This is a genomic window from Rhizobium sp. LARHSG275 (assembly GCF_052871115.1).
The window spans coordinates 212,904-231,185 of sequence record NZ_JBIXJN010000002.1; the positions used below are offsets into that span (position 1 = coordinate 212,904).

The following is an 18,282-nucleotide window of genomic DNA, read 5'->3' on the forward strand; positions in this document are numbered from 1 at the left end:
CGACAACATGCGTAAAAACAAGGGCCTAAAGCGCGGGGAGAGAAACCGAAAGATCGTGACCCGCTTTAGTGCAGGATCTGGCTGAGGAACAGCTTGGTGCGTTCGTGCTGCGGATTGTCGAAGAACTCGGCCGGTGAATTCTGCTCGACGATCTGGCCCTGGTCCATGAAGATGACGCGGTTGGCGACCTGGCGGGCAAAGCCCATTTCATGCGTGACGCAGAGCATGGTCATGCCTTCCTCGGCAAGACCCACCATGGTGTCGAGCACTTCCTTGATCATTTCGGGATCGAGCGCCGAGGTCGGCTCGTCGAACAGCATGATCTTCGGGTTCATACACAGCGACCGGGCGATCGCCACGCGCTGCTGCTGGCCGCCGGAGAGCTGGCCCGGATATTTGTTGGCCTGCTCCGGAATCTTGACCCGCTTGAGGAAGTGCATGGCCACTTCTTCGGCTTGCTTCTTCGGCATCTTGCGGACCCAGATCGGCGCCAGCGTGCAGTTTTCGAGGATCGTCAGGTGCGGGAAGAGGTTGAAGTGCTGGAACACCATGCCGACTTCGCGCCGCACTTCGTCGATCTTCTTCAGGTCGTTGGTGAGCTCGGTGCCATCGACGATGATTTTGCCCTTCTGATGCTCTTCCAGGCGATTGATGCAGCGGATCATCGTCGACTTGCCCGAGCCCGACGGACCGGCGATGACGATACGCTCGCCACGCATGACCTTCAGGTTGATGTCGCGCAGCACGTGGAAATCGCCGTACCATTTGTTCATGTTGACGATCTCGACCGCCACTTCCGTCGCGGAAACGGTGAGCTTTTTCGCTGGAGCTTCAGCCATGACTATTTTCCCTCATTTTTATCGTTTTAGCGTTCTTATCGTTTGTGGCCGGTATCGAGATGGCGTTCCATGAAACCTGAATAGCGCGACATGCCGAAGCAGAACAGCCAGAAGATGAAGCCCGCGAAGATCAGACCCGTGATCGGCGTGACAGCGCTTGCCCAGTTGGCATCTGAGAAGTTCAGCTTGACGATGCCAAGCAGATCGAACATGCCGATAATGGTGACCAGCGACGTGTCCTTGAACGTTCCGATGAAGGTGTTCACGATGCTCGGGATCACCAGCTTGATGGCCTGCGGCATGATGATCAGCCGGGTCTTCTGCCAATAGCCGAGGCCAAGTGAATCGGCGCCTTCGAACTGTCCCTTCGGGATCGCCTGAAGGCCGCCGCGGATCACTTCCGCCATATAGGCCGACGTGAAAATCGACACACCGATCAGCGCCCGAAGCAGTTTGTCCACGTTCCAGCCTGTGGGAAGGAAGAGCGGCAGCATGACACTTGCCATGAACAGAACGGTGATCAGCGGAACGCCTCGAATGACCTCGATGAAGGTAACGCAAAGCATCCGGATGACGGGCATCTTCGAGCGGCGTCCCAGCGCGAGCAGAATGCCGCAGGGTAAAGAGACGGCAATACCGACAAAGGATAGAACGAGCGTCACCATCAACCCGCCCCAGAGCGGAGTATCCACCACTTCGAGGCCGAAGCCGCCGTGAAGAAGCCAGAAGGCGAGGACCGGCAGGACGGCGAACAGAAGAATGGCGTTCATGCCCTTGCGCGGCGCCGACGGGATCAACATCGGGACCAGCAGCAGAATGAACAGGATCCCGACGATCGCCGGCCTCCAACGCTCACCGAGCGGATAGCGGCCGAAAATAAACTGATCGTACTTGGCGCTGATGAAGGCCCAGCATGCACCGCTCCAGCCGTCAGGCTGGATGCCGCCCTGGATCGTCGTCGCGCAGAATGTGCGGTCCGGGCCTGACCATACGGCCTGGATGAACAGCCAATTGACGAGATGCGGCACGGCCCATGCGATGAGCGCAAGAGCCAGGATCGTCAGGATCACGTCCTTCGGAGTTGCCAGGAGATTGCGGCGTATCCAGGCGACGGCCCCGGTCTCGCCGGGGGGCGGCGGTTCGGCGGCAAGGATGGACGTTCTGACAAAGGGTTTATCGGCGACCGACATCTTATCTCTCCACCAGTGCCATCTTGGCATTGAACCAATTCATGAACAGCGACGTGAGAATGCTCAAGCTGAGATAGACGATACCCCAGATGCAGACGATCTCGATCGCTTGACCGCTCTGATTGAGGATCGTGCCGCCGACGGCAACGAGATCCGAGAAACCGATCGCGATGGCGAGTGAGGAGTTCTTGGTCAGGTTCAGGTACTGGCTCGTCAGCGGCGGGATGATGATACGCAGCGCCTGCGGCACCACGACAAGTCTCGTCACGCTCGATGGATGCAGTCCCAGCGCGCCGGCTGCTTCGGATTGTCCCTTTGCAACGCCGCGAATGCCGCCGCGAACGATCTCGGCGATGAACGAGGCGGTATAGAAGGACAGAGCGAGAAACAGCGACATGAATTCGGGGCCGACGACGGAGCCGCCCGTGAGGTTGAATTTTCCGGCAATCGGAACGTCGAAGGTGAGCGGAAAGCCGGAGACAACGAAGACCAGCAATGGCATGCCGACGATCAGCGCGATCGACGTCCATACGGTGTGGAACGGCTGGCCGGTTGCGGCTTGGCGCTTGTGGGCCCAGCGCACGATGATGATGGTGGCGACAATCGCAATCAGCAGGGCGATGCCGACCGCTATCATGCCTGTCTCGAAGATCGGCTTCGGGAAGGCTAGTCCTCTGTTGTTGAGGAACATGTTGAACGGCAGACCCACCGACTCGCGCGGCTGCGGCAAGACGGAGAGAACGCCGAGATACCAGAAAAAGATGACGAGCAGCGGCGGAATGTTGCGGAAAACCTCGACATAGACCGTGCAGAGCTTGGCAACCAACCAATTGCGCGACAGCCGGCCGATCCCGATCAGGAAACCGATGATGGTCGCCGTGAATATCCCGGTCACCGCCACCAGCAAGGTATTCAGAATGCCGACGAGAAGTGCGCGCGCATAAGTCGAGTCACTCGAAAAGCTGATCAGCGACTGGCCGATTTCGAAACCGGCGCGACCGCGAAGAAAGCCGAAACCCGATGCCGTATTGCTGCGGGCAAGGTTCACGGCCGTGTTGTGGGCCACCCACCACACAAAGCCCACGAGAACAACAATTGTTAGAACCTGGTAAAATATGCTCCGGTATTTCGGGTCGTACATTGCCGACCGGAAACTCCAGCCGGTGCCATGCAAAGGTGTCGAATCCACAGCCTCATGCGTCATGCCGCGCCAATCCCCTTGTGCCCGTTTTCGGGCTTTCTTTTTAGCTTTTTGGAAGCGGGAAGGCGGCTTGGCCGCCTTCCCGGTATTTCATGCCAGGGCTCGATTAACGAACCGGCGGTGCGTACTGGATGCCGCCCTTGTTCCACAGGGCATTCAAGCCCCGTGCGATCTTGAGGGGGCTACCCTCACCGATGTTGCGTTCGAAGATTTCGCCATAATTGCCGACGCCCTTGATGACATTGGCGGCCCAATCATTGGTCAGGCCGAGGTCGGTGCCGATCTTGGTATCGGCCTCGCTGCCGAGGAAGCGCTTGATATCCGGGTTCGGCGAGTTCTTCATCTCGTCGACATTTGCCTGGGTAATGCCGAACTCTTCGGCATTGATCAGCGCATAAGCCGTCCAGGAAACGATGTCGAACCACTGGTCGTCACCCTGACGGACGGCCGGGCCAAGCGGCTCCTTGGAGATGATCTCAGGAAGGATGACGTGTTCGTCGGGATTCTTCAGCGTCAGACGCAACGAATAGAGACCGGATTGGTCGGTCGTGTAAACGTCGCAACGACCGGCGTCATAGGCGGCGTTGACCTCAGGAAGATTTTCGAAGACGACCGGATTGTACTGCAGATTGTTCGTCTTGAAGTAATCGGCGAGGTTCAGTTCGGTAGTCGTGCCTGACTGTACGCACACTGCGGCGCCGGAGAGTTCGAGAGCCGACTTCACGTTCAGACCCTTGCGCACCATGAAGCCCTGGCCGTCGTAATAGGTGACAGGACGGAAGTTGAAGCCGAGTGCGGTGTCGCGATTGATCGTCCAGGTCGTATTGCGCGAGAGAACGTCGATTTCGCCGGACTGCAGAGCGGTGAAGCGTTCCTTCGCATTTGTCGGCGTGTATTTGACCTTGGTGGGGTCGCCGAACACGGCCGAAGCGACGGCCTTGCAGAAGTCGACGTCGAAGCCGGCCCAATTGCCGGAAGCGTCAGGTGCGGCAAAGCCGGTAAGGCCGGTATTGACGCCGCACTGAACGAAACCCTTTGCCTTGACGTCTGAGAGAGTGGTGGCGGAGGCGGCCGAGGCGCCAGCTGCCAAAACTGCTGCGCCGATGGCGGCCGACAGGAGCTTATTTTTCATTTTCCCAACCTTTTCCGTTGTCTTATCTTTTCTTGTGGAGAGTGCGTGCGAACAATCCGTGCCGCCTCCCCATTGTCTCGACACCCTCCCGGCGCGAGTGACCCTATCACAGTCGCAAATGTCACTATGGTCAAGTGTCGCGCCCAATAATTGCCGCAAAATTCAGAATTTTGGTAGATTGCGCTGCATTCGTGGGCGGCTGGCTATGAAATAGGCGTCCGGTTGCGGAAAAATAACGCGAAAATCGAAATTTCCATCATTTCGGATCGTCGCCTGCAACCGATCTTCAAGGGGTTGACCCGAAACGGCGGGGCGTCCAAAAGTCTGGTTTCGCGACCCTTCGCCAAAGGCTATTCCCGACATGAAAGACAAAGACAGCTTGCTGCAGAATGCCGGCATCAACACCCGCCTGACCCATATCGGCAACGACCCGTTCGACTATCACGGCTTCATCAATCCGCCGGTCGTGCATGCCTCGACTGTGTTGTTTCCGAATGCACGGGCGATGGAGACGCGCACGCAGAAATACACCTACGGAACGCGCGGCACACCGACGACGGATGCGCTCTGCGAGGCGATCGACGCGCTCGAAGGCTCGGCCGGCACGATCCTCGTCCCCTCGGGCCTTGCGGCCGTCACCATTCCGTTCCTGGGTTTCGTCGCTGCCGGCGATCATGCGCTGGTGGTCGATTCGGTCTATGGTCCGACGCGCCATTTCTGCGACACGATGCTGAAGCGCCTCGGCGTCGAGGTGGAATATTACGATCCGGAGATCGGCGCCGGCATCGAGACGTTGTTCCGGTCGAACACGAAGCTCGTCCATACCGAGGCCCCCGGCTCGAATACGTTCGAAATGCAGGATATTCCGGCAATCTCGGGGGTTGCGCACCGCCATGGCGCCGTCGTCATGATGGACAATACCTGGGCAACGCCGCTCTATTTCAGGCCGCTCGATCACGGCGTCGACATCTCGATCCACGCATCGACGAAATATCCGTCCGGCCATTCCGATATTCTGCTCGGAACGGTTTCGGCCAATGCCGAGCATTGGGAGCGGCTGAAGGAGGCAAACGGTGTGCTCGGCATCTGCGGCGCACCCGATGATGCCTACCAGATCCTACGCGGATTGCGCACCATGGGCCTGCGCCTCGATCGGCATTATGAAAGCGCGCTCGATATCGCGGAATGGCTGGAGGGCAGGGAGGATGTCGCCCGCGTGCTGCATCCGGCCCTGCCGAGTTTCCCCTCCCACCATCTCTGGAAGCGCGATTTCAAAGGCGCCAGCGGCATCTTTTCCTTCGTGCTTGCCGCCGATGGTCCCGAGAAGTCCAGAGCAAAGGCGCATGCCTTCCTCGACGCGCTCAGGATTTTTGGTCTCGGTTATTCCTGGGGCGGCTATGAAAGCCTCGCCTTGCACGCCTATCTCAACGATCGCACGGTCGCCAAGGCTCCGACGGACGGTCCGGTCATCCGCCTGCAGATCGGCATCGAGGACGTGGCCGACCTCAAGGCCGATATCGAGAGGGGTTTTGCCGCCGCAAGCGCCATCTGATCGGACACGCTTTGTCGTCGCTGGCAGCGGCTCACGGCAGATCTGCAGCCCGATAGCCGTAGATCCAGTCGAGATCTGCCGCCAGGCTTAGCGGCGGCTTGAGGCCGAGCACGAGATCGCGGCCGATCCGGATCGGCCCTTTCGCATGATAGGCAAACCGGTTGAAGGCGCCGCGCTGGCGAAGCTTCGCGATGCGCGGCGCGCGATGTCGTTCGAAGAGCGCCAGTGCTTCCGCCACGGGACGGTTCGAAAGAAATGCGGCCAGTTCATAGCCGTCTTCGATCGCCATCGCCGCTCCCTGGGCGGCAAACGGCATCATCGCATGTGCGGCGTCGCCGATCAGAACCGTCTTTCGGCCGTCCTGCCATGCGCCTGATGTGGTTTCGAACAGTGGCCAGAACGTCAGCTTCCTATTTCGGCTGAGTAGCGAGACGATCGAGGCGTTCCAGCCGGAAAGGCGCGCCCGCAGCTGCACCCGCTGCTCGGCCGTCGGCTCGCTTTGCCAGGCCTGCGGCGCGATATTGCCGGCGGTGATCGCCACCATGTTGAAGCTGCCGGTCTCCCTGAGCGGATAGCAGACGAGATGTGCCGAGCCGCCGAGAAAAGCCGAAACGCTTGCCCGGTCGAGGAAACCAGGCGCCTCATTTTCGGGAATGGTAAAGCGGTAGGCGATATTGCCGGAAAAGCGCGGCGAGGGGCTGCCCGGAACGAATTGCCGAAGCTTCGACCAGACGCCGTCGGCGCCGATGATGACATCGGCCGCCCGCTCGAAAGGCGGTAGGCTCGAGTCCATCCGCACGCCGAGGTGAAGCCGGCAGAGCGGATCGGCCGTAACCGCATCCAGAAGGGCTTTTTGCAATGTGGTGCGGTGCAGGACGCCATAGGGAGCGCCCCAGCGTTCCCGCGCGAATTTGCCGGCCGGCACCGTCGCGAGCTGGCGAAGCGAACTGCCTGATATCAGCCGGATCGCGTCCGGCTCGAGCCAGACCTTTGACAGTCCCTCAAGGATACCGAATTCGGCAAGGATGCGGGAGGCGTTCGGCGAAACCTGCAATCCGGCGCCAATGTCGGTGAGTTCGCCCGCCTGCTCGAAGATCTCCGAACTGATATCCCGGCGCGAAAGCGCAAGGGCAGCGGTCAGCCCTGATATGCCGGCGCCGATGATGGCGGCATGTTCGATCGGCATTGTCCGTCCGATCCGGATCTGGACTGACTACGCCGCCTTCACGTGGAAAACGCAACCGGCCGGATTGGTCTGGCTGGGCTTGAGCGCGGAATTGAAACGATAGAGCGTCGAGCAGTAGGAACAGACCTTCTCGTTGTCGTCGCCCATGTCGATGAAGATATGCGGATGATCGAAGGGAGCCGAAGCGCCGGTGCACATGAATTCCTTGACGCCAACTTCGATAACGCTGTGACCGCCGTCGTTCTGGAAGTGGGGAATGTTGTGGCCGGCCATGTCGCTCTCCGAATGCTTTGAAATGTGCGCGAACCTTATAAGCCTTCGCCGCAAATGTGTAGAGCCAAACCGCCGCGCCAGGCACAGTTTTTAGCCACAGTTTTTGGCTTCACGATGAAAGGCCGCTCGACTATGGTCGCGCCAAAAGGAAGGCTCGATGAATCTGAATACACCCGCATTTTCAAGCTTCACCCATGATGGATTGCAGCTCGCCTTCTTCGATGAGGGCGATCCGGCCGGTGTGCCCGTGTTGTTGATCCACGGCTTTGCCTCGACCGCAAACGTCAATTGGGTGCATCCGGGCTGGCTGAAGACGCTGGGCGATGCCGGCTACCGGGTGATCGCCATGGACAATCGCGGCCACGGCACAAGCGACAAGCCGCACGATGCCGAAGCCTATCGTCCATGGATCATGGCCGGCGATGCGGTCGCGCTGCTCGACCATCTTGGCATCCCCAAAGCCAATGTCATGGGCTATTCGATGGGCGCGCGTATTTCCGTCTTTGCCGCACTTGCCAATCCCCATCGGGTTCGCTCGTTGGTTCTCGGCGGCCTCGGCATCGGCATGACCGATGGCGTCGGCGATTGGGACCCGATCGCCGATGCGCTGCTGGCGCCCTCGCTCGACGCGGTGACGCATGCCCGCGGCCGCATGTTCCGCGCTTTCGCCGAGCAGACGAAGAGTGACCGCGTCGCCCTTGCCGACTGCATCCGCGGCTCGCGCGATCTCGTTGCCCGCTCCGATATGGCCAAGCTCGACGTGCCGACGCTGATCGGCGTCGGCACCAAGGATGATATTGCCGGCTCGCCGCAGGAATTGGCGGCGCTGATGCAAAATGCCGAGGCGCTGGATATTCCGGGCCGCGATCATATGCTCGCCGTCGGCGACAGGGTTTTCAAGCAGGCGGTGCTGGCCTTCTATGCAAGGGTCGCCCATCGCTGACAACATCGTGATGCCGAAAAACCATGCTAAAAAACAATGGCGACGGCACCCATTTATGTTATTGGCGTTTTCCTTTATATATTGGCATTCCGAAAACGGCATTCCTTCCGGCAACGAGGAGAGCGGCGATGGTCGCAAAGACTGACATCCGTGCTTTTGAGACAGGCCATCCGCTGAAGGTGATGGACCCCATCTGGGACAGCCTGCGCGAGGAAGCCCGGCTCGCCGCCGAACGGGATCCGGTTCTCGCCGCCTTCCTCTATTCTACGGTGATCAACTACCATTCGCTCGAGGAATGCGTCATCCACCGCATCTGCGAACGTCTCGATCATCCCGACATGCAGGCGAACCTCCTGCGCCAGACCTTCGAGGAAATGCTTCTCGACTGGCCTGACTGGAGTTCCATCCTGCGCGTCGATATCCAGGCGATCTATGACCGCGATCCCGCATGCCTGCGCTTCATGGAGGCGGTGCTTTATTTCAAGGGCTTCCATGCGCTGCAGACACACCGTCTCGCCCATTGGCTGCTGAACCGCGGCCGGCGTGATTTCGCCCTCTATCTGCAGAGCCGCTCTTCCAGCGTCTTCCAGACCGACATCAATCCGGCCGCCCGGATCGGCAAGGGCATCTTCCTCGATCACGCCACCGGCCTCGTCGTCGGCGAGACGGCTGTCATCGGCGACAACGTCTCGATCCTGCACGGCGTCACACTCGGCGGCACCGGCAAGGAGGGCGCCGACCGTCATCCGAAGATCGGCTCCGGCGTCATGATCGGCGCCGGCGCCAAGATCCTTGGCAATATCGAGATCGGCTACTGCTCACGTGTCGCAGCCGGCTCCGTTGTCTTGAAGGCGGTGCCTCCCAAGAAAACGGTGGCGGGCGTTCCGGCTAAGGTCGTCGGCGAGGCCGGTTGTTCCGAGCCGTCGCGCAACATGGATCAGGTGATCGGCGCCGATATCTGAGCGCCCGTTGGAACCAGGGATAGGAGAAATCGGCGGGATCCGAGCGAGGAGGGCCATGAGCAGACGGCAACCTTGCCTTTACACCGCTGCATTTCCTGTGCAAGAAGCGGCCAATCAAGACCGCTTACGGAGATGACAGAGTGAAGCCAGAAGAAATCAAGAAGCTCGACGCCTATTTCAAGCGCATGTTCAATCCGCAGATGATCGTCAAGGCGCGTCCGCGCAAGGATGATTCTGCGGAAGTCTATCTCGGCGAAGAATTTCTGGGCGTCGTCTATATCGATGACGAGGACGGTGACCGCTCCTACAACTTTTCGATGGCGATCCTCGACGTCGATCTCTGATCGCGTTCGACCAATTTAGCTGAGCCGGGCGGCACGATCCGCCCGGTTTTTTTGTCTTTTGTGCTCACGAGTAAAATTTTTTTTAAAGCTTATAGTTGCAGCATCGGCCTATATATTAGCGAAATCCGTTAAAGACGTACGTGCCCCGGGACATCGGCTTTGTTTTATTATTGTCATGCAACCCAAAGAGGTGTTGCATCGCACAAGACTACTTGACTATTTGTGCATTGCAGCTACCCTGCGGCCATCAACAGCCCAACGGAGGATGGCTCATGTTCAACTTTGACGATGCTAACAAGAAGAGCAAGGAAGCCGTCGACACGGCCCTGAAAACCTATTCCGACACGACCAAAGGCTTTCAGGCGATCGCCGCCGAAGCCACTGAATATTCGAAGAAATCCTTCCAGGACGCAGTGACGCATTTCGAAACGCTGGCCGGCGTCAAGAGCTTCGAGGCGGCCTTCGAGTTGCAGACGAGCTACGTCAAGGCGTATTTCGAAGGCTTTGTCTCCGAGACGACGAAGCTCAGTGAGATGTATGCCGATCTCGCCAAATCAGCCTACAAGCCCTATGAAGCACCGATCGCCGCTGCCGTCGTCAAGAGCGCCAAGTCGGCGCCGTCGGCGGCGACGCCTGCTGCTGCATGAACTGATTTTGACGCGCAACCTGCGCTACATATTGAAAAATGAGGACCGGCTACGCATCTGTAGCCGGTCTTTTTGTTTCCACTTTCGCTGCAGCGCCCGCATGGGATCGACCGGGGACTTTTTTAGTCTTTCCCGTGCATGCGGCCATTTCTTGATTGCAGTGTCTGACAGGGGGCTTAAAATCAGCCTATTATGAACTAAGTTAGTGTTTCAGATATTCGGTGGGAAAAGCACCCTCCCATGCTCCGCCGGATTGCTTGAGGAATGAATGACAATGATCGCAAAGCCGATCCGGATGCAGAACGACAGCGAAAGGAACGGGGACAACGCAAATCGAACCTCGGTCATCACGCGCACCAAGCCGAAGACCAAGAAGCCCAATCTTTATCGTGTGCTGCTTTTGAATGACGACTACACTCCCATGGAATTCGTCATCCATATTCTGGAGCGTTTTTTTCAGAAGGATCGTGAAAGTGCCACCCGCATCATGCTCCATGTCCATAACCACGGCGTCGGCGAATGCGGAATATTCACATACGAGGTAGCGGAAACGAAGGTCAGCCAGGTGATGGACTTCGCCCGGCAGCACCAGCATCCGCTGCAATGCGTCATGGAAAAGAAGTGAGGATCTGAACGTGCCAACATTTTCGCCTAGTTTAGAGAAGGCGCTCCATCAGGCACTGACCTTTGCCAACGAGCGGCACCACGAATATGCGACGCTCGAGCATTTGCTGCTTGCCCTGATCGACGATGCCGATGCGGCCGCGGTCATGGGTGCCTGCAATGTCGATCTCGACGCGCTGCGCAAGACGCTCGTCGAATATGTCGATAACGAACTTTCCAACCTGATCACCGGTTATGACGAGGATTCGAAGCCGACCTCCGGCTTCCAGCGCGTCATCCAGCGGGCGGTCATCCACGTGCAGTCGTCCGGCCGCGAAGAGGTGACCGGCGCCAACGTGCTCGTCGCGATTTTCGCCGAGCGCGAAAGCCATGCCGCCTATTTCCTGCAGGAGCAGGAGATGACCCGCTACGATGCGGTTAACTACATCTCCCACGGCATCGGCAAGCGCCCCGGCATTTCGGAAGCGCGCCCCCCGCGCGGCGCCGAAGACGAAGCCGAAAGCAGCAAGCCGACGGCGCGCGGCAGCGAGGAAGAGGGCGGCCCCAAGAAGCAGCAGGACGCGCTCAAGGCCTACTGCGTCAATCTCAACGAGAAGGCCAAGGGCGGCAAGATCGATCCGCTGATCGGCCGTCACGCTGAGGTGAGCCGCACGATCCAGATCCTGTGCCGCCGTTCGAAGAACAATCCGCTCTACGTCGGTGATCCCGGCGTCGGCAAGACGGCGATCGCCGAAGGCCTTGCCAAGCGCATCGTCGAAGGCAAGGTACCGGAAGCGCTCGCCGATGCGACGATCTTCTCGCTCGACATGGGCACGCTCTTGGCCGGCACGCGCTACCGCGGCGATTTCGAGGAGCGCCTGAAGCAGGTCGTCAAGGAACTGGAAGAATATCCGGGCGCCGTGCTCTTCATCGACGAGATCCACACGGTGATCGGCGCCGGCGCCACCTCGGGCGGCGCGATGGATGCATCGAACCTCCTGAAGCCGGCCCTGTCATCGGGCGCGATTCGCTGCATCGGTTCGACAACGTACAAGGAATATCGCCAGTTCTTCGAGAAGGACAGGGCGCTGGTCCGTCGTTTCCAGAAGATCGACGTCAGCGAGCCGTCGATCGATGATGCGATCGAGATCATGAAGGGCCTGAAGCCCTATTTCGAAGAGTATCACCACCTGCGTTATTCGAACGACGCCATCAAGTCGGCCGTCGAATTGTCGGCCCGCTACATCTCCGACCGCAAGCTGCCCGACAAGGCGATCGACGTGATCGACGAAACCGGTGCGGCCCAGATGCTGCTGCCGCCGTCGAAGCGCCGCAAGCTGATCACCGAAAAGGAGATCGAGGCGACGGTCGCCACGATGGCGCGCATTCCGCCGAAGACCGTCTCCAAGGACGATGAAGCCGTGCTCGCCAATCTCGAGCAGGAACTGCGTTCGGTGGTCTACGGCCAGGATATCGCGATCGAAGCTCTTTCGACCTCGATCAAGCTGGCGCGTGCCGGTCTTCGCGAGCCGAACAAACCGATCGGCGCCTATGTCTTCTCCGGTCCGACCGGCGTCGGCAAGACCGAGGTGGCAAAACAGCTGGCATCGTCGCTCGGCGTCGAACTCCTGCGCTTCGACATGTCGGAATATATGGAGCGGCACACGGTTTCGCGTCTGCTCGGTGCACCTCCCGGCTATGTCGGCTTCGACCAGGGCGGCCTCCTCACAGATGGCGTCGACCAGCACCCGCATTGCGTGGTCCTGCTCGACGAAATCGAGAAGGCGCATCCCGACATCTACAATATCCTGCTGCAGGTCATGGACCACGGCACGCTGACCGACCATAACGGCAAGAAGATCGATTTCCGCAACGTCATCCTGATCATGACGACCAATGCGGGCGCATCCGAAATGGCCAAGGCGGCGATCGGCTTCGGCTCGTCCAAGCGCACCGGCGAGGACGAGGAGGCGCTGACCCGTCTCTTCACGCCGGAATTCCGCAACCGTCTCGACGCGATCATTCCCTTTGCGGCGTTGCCAACGGCGGTCATCCACAAGGTCGTGCAGAAGTTCATCATGCAGCTGGAGGCCCAGCTTTCCGAAAGGAACGTCACCTTCGACCTGCACGAGGATGCGATCGCCTGGCTGGCGGAAAAGGGTTACGACGAGAAGATGGGCGCCCGCCCGCTTGCGCGCGTCATCCAGGATACGATCAAGAAGCCGCTCGCCAACGAAATCCTTTTCGGCAAGCTGAAGAAGGGCGGCGTCGTCAATGTCACCGTCGGCCCCAAGGAAGACGGCAAGCCCGGCATCGTGCTCGAAGCCATTTCGGAAACGGCGCCGATCAAGCCGAAGCCCGAAGCCGAGGTCGCCCACCCCGAAGTCGACGGCGAGGATGACGGTGAGCTGAAGACGAAGGCGGCCCGCAAGGCGCGCGCCAAGACAGCCCCGCGGGCCGAGCCTGAGGTTCGCGACGCTCCGAAGAAGGGAAGCGCGGTTCCGAAGGTTCCACGCAAGAAGTAAGATAGTGTCACCGAATTGGAAAAAGGCCGCGTCACCGCGGCCTTTTTTGGTTGTGGAATAAATAAACCTCCACCTTCGGTGGAGGACTGGAAGTGTTCTACATCATAGTTGAGAGACCTCCGAGCTTGGACCGTTAGATTGGCCGAGACATAGAACGGAGGTTTTATGGACGAACGATCGCAATCACACGCGACGTGGGACTGCAAATATCATGTGGTCTTCGCGAGTAAGTACCGAACGAAACGGCTCTACGGGGACGTACGGCGTGAATTGGGGGATCTTTTGCATACTCTTGCTCGACAAAAGGGGTGCGAAATCACGGAAGGGCACTTGATGCCCGACCATGTGCACATGCTGATATCGATCCCACCAAAATACTCAGTTTCTCACATTGTTGGGGTTGCCAACAAGTATGCCCGCAAACGACGCTACAAGGGTTATCACTTTTGGGCGCGTGGGTACTTCGTGTCTACGGCTGGCTATGATGAGCAGGTCGTCAGACGTTATATCCGTAATCAGGAAAAGGTCGACAAAGCTTCCGACTTTGCCGACCTCTTTAATGCCAGCTACTAACATATAGCAAAACCGCTTCTAGCGGTTCAAGCGCAGCGTTTCAAACCTCCACCTTTGGTGGAGGTCATGACTTTCGGCTCGTTCCATCGCTTTGGCTGATATCGACCTTACGCCAGCGCTGCCCTGATCTTTTCGGCATTGGCGGCCAGCACGGCACCGTCCTCCATCTTGCCGGAATGCGGCTTGAGGGCGGTGCCCTCAAGCCGCGGGATGACGTGGAAATGCAGATGGAACACCGTTTGCCCGGCGGCCGGTTCGTTGAACTGGGCGACGAAAACGCCGTCGGCGTCGAAAACATCCTTGACCGCATTGGCGACCTTCTGGACGACCGTAATCGCACGGGTGAGGGTGGCGGGATCGGCATCGAAGATATTGCGCGACGCCGCCTTCGGAACGACGAGCACGTGGCCCGGCGCCTGCGGCATCACATCCATGATCGCGACGGTATGCTCGTCTTCATAAACCCGGTGCGAAGGGATTTCGCCGCGCAGGATCTTGGCGAAGATGTTGCTGTCGTCATAGGCGGCTGGGCTGGTCATCACGAAAATCTCCTCGTTTCCAGATTATTCGGGTAGCGCGACCGTTGCGGCGGCGTCAATCCTCCTGCTGACGCTCGCCCTTGCGGAACGGACTGTGCTCGCTCAGCAGCTCGCTCATCTGTTCGACGTCGGTGCGCTCGCGGGCGAGATAGTCGCCGATCGCCCGGCGAAGGCCGGCATGGGCGACATAATGGGCGGAATGCGTTGTCACCGGCAGGTAACCGCGGGCGAGCTTGTGTTCGCCCTGCGCGCCGGCCTCGACCCGTTTCAACCCTTTCGAAAGGGCGAAGTCGATCGCCTGGTGATAGCAGACCTCGAAATGCAGGAAGGGGTGATCCTCGACGCAGCCCCAGTGACGGCCGTAGAGCGTATCGCCGCCGATGAAGTTGATCGCGCCGGCGACATAGCGCCCGTCGCGCTTGGCCATGACGAGCAGGACGTCGTCGGCCATGCGTTCGCCGATCAGCGAATAGAACTTACGGGTGAGGTAGGGCCGACCCCACTTGCGCCCGCCGGTATCCATGTAGAACTTGAAGAATTGATCCCAGATGCGTTCTGTCAGGTCGCTGCCGGTCAGCCAGTCGATGCTGATACCGTTTTCGAGTGCGGCGCGACGCTCCTTGCGCAACGCCTTGCGTTTGCGCGAGGCAAGCGTTTCGAGGAATTCCTCGTGATTGGCATAGCCGTCATTGATGAAATGGAACTGCTGGTCGGTGCGGTGCAGATAGCCGTCCATCTCGAAGACGCCGATCTCATCATCTGGCACGAAGGTGATATGGGCCGAGGAGATGCCGAGCCGGCGCACGACCTCCTTCAGGCTTTCGGCGATAGCGCTCTGGATCGGAAGCCGCTGCAGCCCCTCGGCGACAAGAAGACGCGGGCCTGTCGCCGGGGTGAACGGGATCGAGCACTGAAGTTTGGGATAATAACGCCCGCCGGCCCGCTCGAAGGCGTCGGCCCAGCCATGGTCGAAGACATATTCGCCCTGGCTGTGGTTCTTGAGATAGCCGGGCAGGGCGCCGACCAGTTCGCCGCGATCGGTCTCGAGCAGCAGGTGGTGGCCGAGCCAGCCGGTCTCGGCGTCGGCCGAACCGGATTCCTCCAGCGATGATAAAAAGGCGTGCGAAACGAAGGGGTTGTAAGCAAGCGTACTGCAGGACTTCGATGCCCCGGAAAGCCTGGACCAGCTCTCCGGGGAAATCGCGGTGAAGGAGCGTTCTACGCGAATGGATAGTTCGTCAGTCATGGGGCAAATGTGAAGCCTGTGGGAGGATAGTCTCGGCTCTGCCTTACAGCGCCGCCTCTTTCAGACGCGCAAAGGACGCTGTAACACTTTGAGTTGCTGCATAATTTTATCCTCAAATCGATCCAATTTAAGGAATTATGCAGCAGTCTGCGCATGATCTTGGCCAAAAAGCGAGTGTCAAGCAGCCACACGCGGATCGAAGCCCTCGAAGGTCATCTGGTCTGCATTGGCGAATGTGCGTCGACGCGCCTCTTCGTCACGCACCGTCCAGGTGATGACGGGAATGCCTTTCTTGCGTTCGCCGGTGATGAAGGCATTCGGCAGGTCGTCATAATAATAGGAGATGAAATCGAGACCGATCGCCATCGCCTTCGCATGCGTGTTGAACGCTTCCGGCGTGTTGCCGTTGGCGGTCAGCCCGAGCGGGTAGGGCGAGCCAAGCGCCTTCAGATCGCGCAGCAGCCAGTGATCGAAGCTCATCAGCGCCACTTTGCCCTGATAGTTTTCAAGCACCTCGAGCACGTCTTCGGCGAAACCTTCGTCATCGGCCTCGCGGCCCTTGAGCTCCAGCACCAGCGGCACCTTGCCCTTGACGAGGTCGAGGAGCTGGCGCAGCGTCGGCACCTTGTCGCTGGTGCCGCCGACGGCGATCAGTCCGAGTTCCCTGGACGTGCGCTCGCGGATGTCGCCGCTGAGATTGCACAGGCGCTGCAAGTCCTCGTCGTGAAAGATGACCGGCACGCCGTCGGAGGCGTAATGCAGGTCGCATTCGATCGCAAAGCCCGCTTCGACGGCACGCGAGAATGCCGAAAGCGTATTTTCCCAGATATGGGTGTTGAGATCGTGATAGCCGCGATGGGCGACCGGCAGGTCCCTGATCCAGGCAGCATTGGTCATTCGGCGATTTCCATGATAGCGTCTATCTCGACGGCGGCGTTCAACGGCAGGGCGGCCATGCCGACAGCAGCACGCGCATGTTTGCCGGCTTCGCCGAGCACGCCGGCAATCAGGTTCGAAGCGCCATTGATAACGAGATGCTGCTCAATGAAGTCGGGCGCCGAGGCGACGAAGCCGTTCAGCTTGACGACGCGCCGGATACGGCTGAGTTCACCGCCAAGTGCCGCCTTCGCCTGGGCAAGGATGTTGATGGCGCAAAGTTCGGCGCCGCGCTGGCCCGTTGCGACGTCGACGGTCTTGCCGAGATGGCCCGATACGGCGACCTTGCCGCCTTCGAGCGGTAGCTGGCCGGAGATGTAGAGGAGATTGCCGCTGATGACATAGGGAACGTAATTTGCAGCAGGTGCTGCGGCTTCGGGCAGGGTTATCCCCATCTCAATCAGGCGCGCTGCTATTTCATCGGACATTTTCGCCTCCGCTTTTGTTGTCAATTCTTCTAAAATTATGCATCAAGACTAGAATCTTTAATATGACAGTTTCGAGCCTCGATTTGGCCGAAAGCGTTCTTATAACATCGCGAGCGAGTCCAACAGGAGTTAGTGAATGTTCCGATCGAGTCTTGTCGCTCTGCTTCTTGCCAGCGTTTCCGCCAATGCATGGGCGGCTGCGCCCGCGGTAAGCGCTGCGATCGCGACCGGCCTCGTCGCACATCGTGCGGTCTACGATCTGGAATTGAAGGACGCCTCGGACCGCTCTGGCATCGCCGCCATGTATGGTCGCATGGTCTATGAGTTCGATGGCAGCTATTGCCAGGGCTTCACCACCAATTTCCGCTTCGTGACGCAGATCGACACCGGCGACAACGTTCGCGTCAGCGACCAGCAGACGAAGACCTTCGAGAACCTGAAGGACGGCAAGTTCACCTTCGACACCAAGTCCTTCACTGACGACCAGCTCGACAAGGAGGTCAACGGTGCGGCTCAGGATCAGCCGGATGGTGTCAAGGTCGATCTGACGCAGCCGGCGAGCCGCGAGCTGCAGCTTTTAGAAAGCCGTTTTCCCACAGAACATATGCTCGACGTGATCCAGCACGCCAAGGACGGCAAGCGCTTCTTCGAGGCGCGAGTCTTCGACGGTTCGGACGACGGCGACAAGTCGCTGGTGACGACGACGATCGTCGGCAAGCAGGAGACGCCGATCGCCGAGGAAACCGATGCCGGTAACGCCGGCGCTTTCTCCAAGACGGCCTTCTGGCCGGTAACGATCGCCTATTTCAACGAGAGTGCGAAATCCGATGCTTTGCCGGTCTACCGCATGTCGTTCAAGCTTTATGAGAACGGCATCACCCGCGACCTGACGATGGACTACGGCGATTTCGTCCTGACCGGCAAGCTCGCCAAGCTGGAGCTGCTCGACCGCAAGGCCGAGGTTTGCAAATAGGCGACGAGATCTCGCCTGTCATAAAACTGTATCATAAAATTCACTATGGTTCGGCGATCAGCGATGACTGAGTCGCCGTCTGTCGTCCTGCTTTTCGGGTCGGTGCGATCCGAGCGGCCAAGCCATTGCGATGACGTCTATCTGTCAGACCGCGTAGACCATTACGCATCGCAAGCTTGAAAGCCCGAAC

Annotated in this window: 19 protein-coding genes; 9 read left to right on the top strand and 10 right to left on the bottom strand. The window is 59.2% G+C overall.

The features are described from left to right. Positions 1-65: 65 nt before the first annotated feature. The 4 genes from ACIPSK_RS03005 to ACIPSK_RS03020 form a co-directional block, all read right to left on the bottom strand. Positions 66-839, bottom strand: a complete 774-nt coding sequence (locus ACIPSK_RS03005; RefSeq protein ID WP_162118789.1) for an amino acid ABC transporter ATP-binding protein — start codon at positions 837-839, stop codon at positions 66-68. A gap of 35 nt (positions 840-874) precedes the next feature. After that, positions 875-2,029, bottom strand: coding sequence for an amino acid ABC transporter permease (locus ACIPSK_RS03010; RefSeq protein WP_017964123.1), 1,155 nt, complete (start codon positions 2,027-2,029; stop codon positions 875-877). A gap of 1 nt (position 2,030) precedes the next feature. Then, entirely contained in the window at positions 2,031-3,233 is a 1,203-nt protein-coding gene (locus ACIPSK_RS03015) for an amino acid ABC transporter permease (protein ID WP_162118788.1), read from the bottom strand. Positions 3,234-3,336: 103 nt separating this feature from the next. Then, a complete protein-coding gene (locus ACIPSK_RS03020) occupies positions 3,337-4,362 on the bottom strand; it encodes an amino acid ABC transporter substrate-binding protein (protein ID WP_064251094.1) in 1,026 nt (341 codons plus the stop codon). A 361-nt stretch (positions 4,363-4,723) separates the two neighbouring features. Here ACIPSK_RS03020 and ACIPSK_RS03025 point away from each other — a divergent pair, with 361 nt between their 5' ends. Continuing rightward, positions 4,724-5,914 carry a cystathionine beta-lyase gene (locus ACIPSK_RS03025; protein ID WP_162118787.1) on the top strand — a complete coding sequence of 397 codons (1,191 nt, stop codon included), beginning with the start codon at positions 4,724-4,726 and terminating at the stop codon, positions 5,912-5,914. Between the two features lie 31 nt (positions 5,915-5,945). On the opposite strand, the gene ACIPSK_RS03030 is transcribed toward ACIPSK_RS03025, so the two are convergent. Both ACIPSK_RS03030 and ACIPSK_RS03035 read right to left on the bottom strand, forming a co-directional pair. Beyond that, positions 5,946-7,100, bottom strand: a complete 1,155-nt coding sequence (locus tag ACIPSK_RS03030; protein ID WP_162118786.1) for an FAD-dependent monooxygenase — start codon at positions 7,098-7,100, stop codon at positions 5,946-5,948. Positions 7,101-7,127: 27 nt separating this feature from the next. After that, the gene (locus tag ACIPSK_RS03035; RefSeq protein ID WP_017964128.1) at positions 7,128-7,373 is read right to left on the bottom strand and encodes a zinc-finger domain-containing protein; all 246 of its coding nucleotides are present in this window, start codon (positions 7,371-7,373) and stop codon (positions 7,128-7,130) included. A gap of 157 nt (positions 7,374-7,530) precedes the next feature. Between ACIPSK_RS03035 and ACIPSK_RS03040 the strand changes: the two genes are divergently transcribed. From ACIPSK_RS03040 to tnpA, 7 genes are all read left to right on the top strand, one after another. Next, complete coding sequence (locus ACIPSK_RS03040) at positions 7,531-8,316, top strand: alpha/beta fold hydrolase (protein WP_162118785.1); 786 nt, start codon at positions 7,531-7,533, stop codon at positions 8,314-8,316. A gap of 128 nt (positions 8,317-8,444) precedes the next feature. Continuing rightward, entirely contained in the window at positions 8,445-9,278 is an 834-nt protein-coding gene (gene cysE, locus ACIPSK_RS03045) for a serine O-acetyltransferase (protein WP_011651805.1), read from the top strand. 140 nt (positions 9,279-9,418) lie between these two features. Beyond that, positions 9,419-9,622, top strand: a complete 204-nt coding sequence (locus tag ACIPSK_RS03050) for a DUF3126 family protein (protein WP_003539277.1) — start codon at positions 9,419-9,421, stop codon at positions 9,620-9,622. Positions 9,623-9,894: 272 nt separating this feature from the next. Then, positions 9,895-10,269 (top strand): phasin family protein, encoded by a 375-nt coding sequence (locus tag ACIPSK_RS03055; RefSeq protein ID WP_017964130.1) that lies wholly within the window; start codon positions 9,895-9,897, stop codon positions 10,267-10,269. Positions 10,270-10,543: 274 nt separating this feature from the next. After that, positions 10,544-10,894: an ATP-dependent Clp protease adapter ClpS gene (gene clpS, locus ACIPSK_RS03060; RefSeq protein ID WP_017988219.1), complete on the top strand. Its 351-nt coding sequence runs from the start codon at positions 10,544-10,546 to the stop codon at positions 10,892-10,894. Between the two features lie 10 nt (positions 10,895-10,904). Beyond that, a complete protein-coding gene (gene clpA, locus ACIPSK_RS03065; RefSeq protein ID WP_162118784.1) occupies positions 10,905-13,397 on the top strand; it encodes an ATP-dependent Clp protease ATP-binding subunit ClpA in 2,493 nt (830 codons plus the stop codon). Positions 13,398-13,562: 165 nt separating this feature from the next. Further along, complete coding sequence (tnpA, locus tag ACIPSK_RS03070) at positions 13,563-13,970, top strand: IS200/IS605 family transposase (RefSeq protein WP_162118783.1); 408 nt, start codon at positions 13,563-13,565, stop codon at positions 13,968-13,970. Positions 13,971-14,077: 107 nt separating this feature from the next. Here tnpA and ACIPSK_RS03075 read toward each other — a convergent pair whose 3' ends face one another. From ACIPSK_RS03075 to ACIPSK_RS03090, 4 genes are all read right to left on the bottom strand, one after another. Then, positions 14,078-14,509 carry an HIT family protein gene (locus ACIPSK_RS03075; RefSeq protein ID WP_162118803.1) on the bottom strand — a complete coding sequence of 144 codons (432 nt, stop codon included), beginning with the start codon at positions 14,507-14,509 and terminating at the stop codon, positions 14,078-14,080. 55 nt (positions 14,510-14,564) lie between these two features. After that, positions 14,565-15,755 (bottom strand): GNAT family N-acetyltransferase, encoded by a 1,191-nt coding sequence (locus tag ACIPSK_RS03080; protein WP_162118782.1) that lies wholly within the window; start codon positions 15,753-15,755, stop codon positions 14,565-14,567. Positions 15,756-15,932: 177 nt separating this feature from the next. Next, entirely contained in the window at positions 15,933-16,652 is a 720-nt protein-coding gene (locus tag ACIPSK_RS03085) for a glycerophosphodiester phosphodiesterase (protein WP_162118781.1), read from the bottom strand. Beyond that, positions 16,649-17,119: a RidA family protein gene (locus ACIPSK_RS03090; protein WP_162118780.1), complete on the bottom strand. Its 471-nt coding sequence runs from the start codon at positions 17,117-17,119 to the stop codon at positions 16,649-16,651. Before ACIPSK_RS03090 ends, ACIPSK_RS03085 begins: the two co-directional genes overlap by 4 nt. Positions 17,120-17,255: 136 nt before the next feature. Between ACIPSK_RS03090 and ACIPSK_RS03095 the strand changes: the two genes are divergently transcribed. Beyond that, positions 17,256-18,092: a cell envelope integrity EipB family protein gene (locus tag ACIPSK_RS03095; protein WP_017964136.1), complete on the top strand. Its 837-nt coding sequence runs from the start codon at positions 17,256-17,258 to the stop codon at positions 18,090-18,092. Positions 18,093-18,282 lie beyond the last annotated feature (190 nt).